This window comes from Mesorhizobium sp. P3_A9 (genome assembly GCF_056402975.1).
The window spans coordinates 1-1,620 of sequence record NZ_JBFUGJ010000647.1; the positions used below are offsets into that span (position 1 = coordinate 1).

The following is a 1,620-nucleotide window of genomic DNA, read 5'->3' on the forward strand; positions in this document are numbered from 1 at the left end:
CGCTGGAAGCGGTGACTTCGGCCGCCAACCGTATCGTCGGCCGCAAGGCGCGGTAGCGTTTATCGATGATTGGCGCGAGATCTGAACGGCTCTCGCGCCAATCATTTTTTCAAGCCCGAACAAGGCCTTGGCCTCGAATGGCTGATACTGGCGGCGGCTCTCCTCATGGAGCCGACATCGGCCGCGCCATTAACCACCGGAAAATTATCCGGTTAGGTACGCGATCGCATAATGGGTGTACACTTGTGTGGTGGTGCGAGCCCTATATGATCGCGCCTCAACCTGTGCCGACTTCGAGAGGATCGACACTTGCAGCATGCCACGCCTGCCGCCCCCGCAGTGCGCGAGACACTGGAGCGACTGCTTGCCAGCGAAACGTTCGGGCGATCCGAGCGGGCGCGCAAGCTGATCCGTTATCTTGTGGAACGCGAGCAGGCCGGCGAAGGCGACAGGCTCAAGGGCTTTTCCATCGCCATGGATGTCTTCGGCAAGGACGGCGATTTCGATCCGTCGACCGATGCCGTGGTGCGTGTGCAGGCAGGCAGGCTGCGCGAATTGCTGCAGCAGTATTTCGCCAATGAAGGCGTCGCCGAGCCCGTCCGCATCGCCATTCCACGCGGCGGCTACGTCCCGGCCTATGAGCTCAACGCGATCCGTTTGCCGGACGCAACGAAGCCCGCCGAGCCGACGCAAGCGGCGGCGGCTCCATCCGAGCACCCTGGCGCTGCCGCGGATACCCTTGCAGCCGCCGCATTGTTGGCACCGGCAGCCCCCGTACGCTCGGTGGTGCGCCATCTCGGGTTCTTCTGGATGGCGATCGCTGTCGTCATCGCCATGCTCGGTGTCCTGATCCTGCGTCAGGGCAGCGGCGCGTTGCTGGCCGGCGGCGACTTGCCGGCGACGTTCGAGACCGCCGGCCTGACCGGCAGCATCGCGCCGTCCCCCATGAGTGAGGCCCTGCCGCTTGTCTATATCGCCGTCAAGGCCAGCGGCACCGACGCCAGCCGCGTCGCCGCGTCGCTGCGCGCCGGCCTGAGCGGCTTCGACACGATCGACTTCATCGGTCGCGACACTGTCGACAAGACCGATCCGGTCGCCAGTGCAACGAGCTTTATGTTCGATGTCCTGCCTGGGCCGGGCGCCAGCGACATCACCGTCGAACTGCAGAGCGTAGCGACCGGACGGGTTCTTTTGTCACGCAACCTGACCGCCGCCGACAGCGCGCCGTCGGTAGTCGAGGACCGTATCGCCGGCATCCTCAGTTCGGCACTGCCCGCGTCCGGCACGATCTACAACTATATCGAGCAGAGCGGCATTCAGAACGGCCTGACGCAGTGCCTGCTGCTCAACGGCAAATACTATCTCGACCAGAACGCCAGAACCCACGAGGCCGCCTACCGCTGCCTGGAAACCCTGGCCGAGAACGGCGCGAAATCGTCGCTGGTTTACTCCGAACTCGCCTCGTTGCACCTGGAGGCCGTGAACGATCACTATGCCTATCCACCGGATGCGACGATCGAGAAGGCCATCACATTCGCCCATCGCGCCGTGCAGATGGGCCCGACCAGTCCCTATGCGCATCGTTCCTACGGCTACATCAATTCGCGTCTTGGCAACGCC

Annotated in this window: 1 protein-coding gene; it reads left to right on the top strand. The window is 64.0% G+C overall.

The genetic code is table 11. From position 1 onward, the window contains the following. Positions 1-309: 309 nt before the first annotated feature. Positions 310-1,620: hypothetical protein (locus AC1DX0_RS35635; protein ID WP_477359151.1), on the top strand; the 1,311-nt coding region annotated here is incomplete at its 3' end.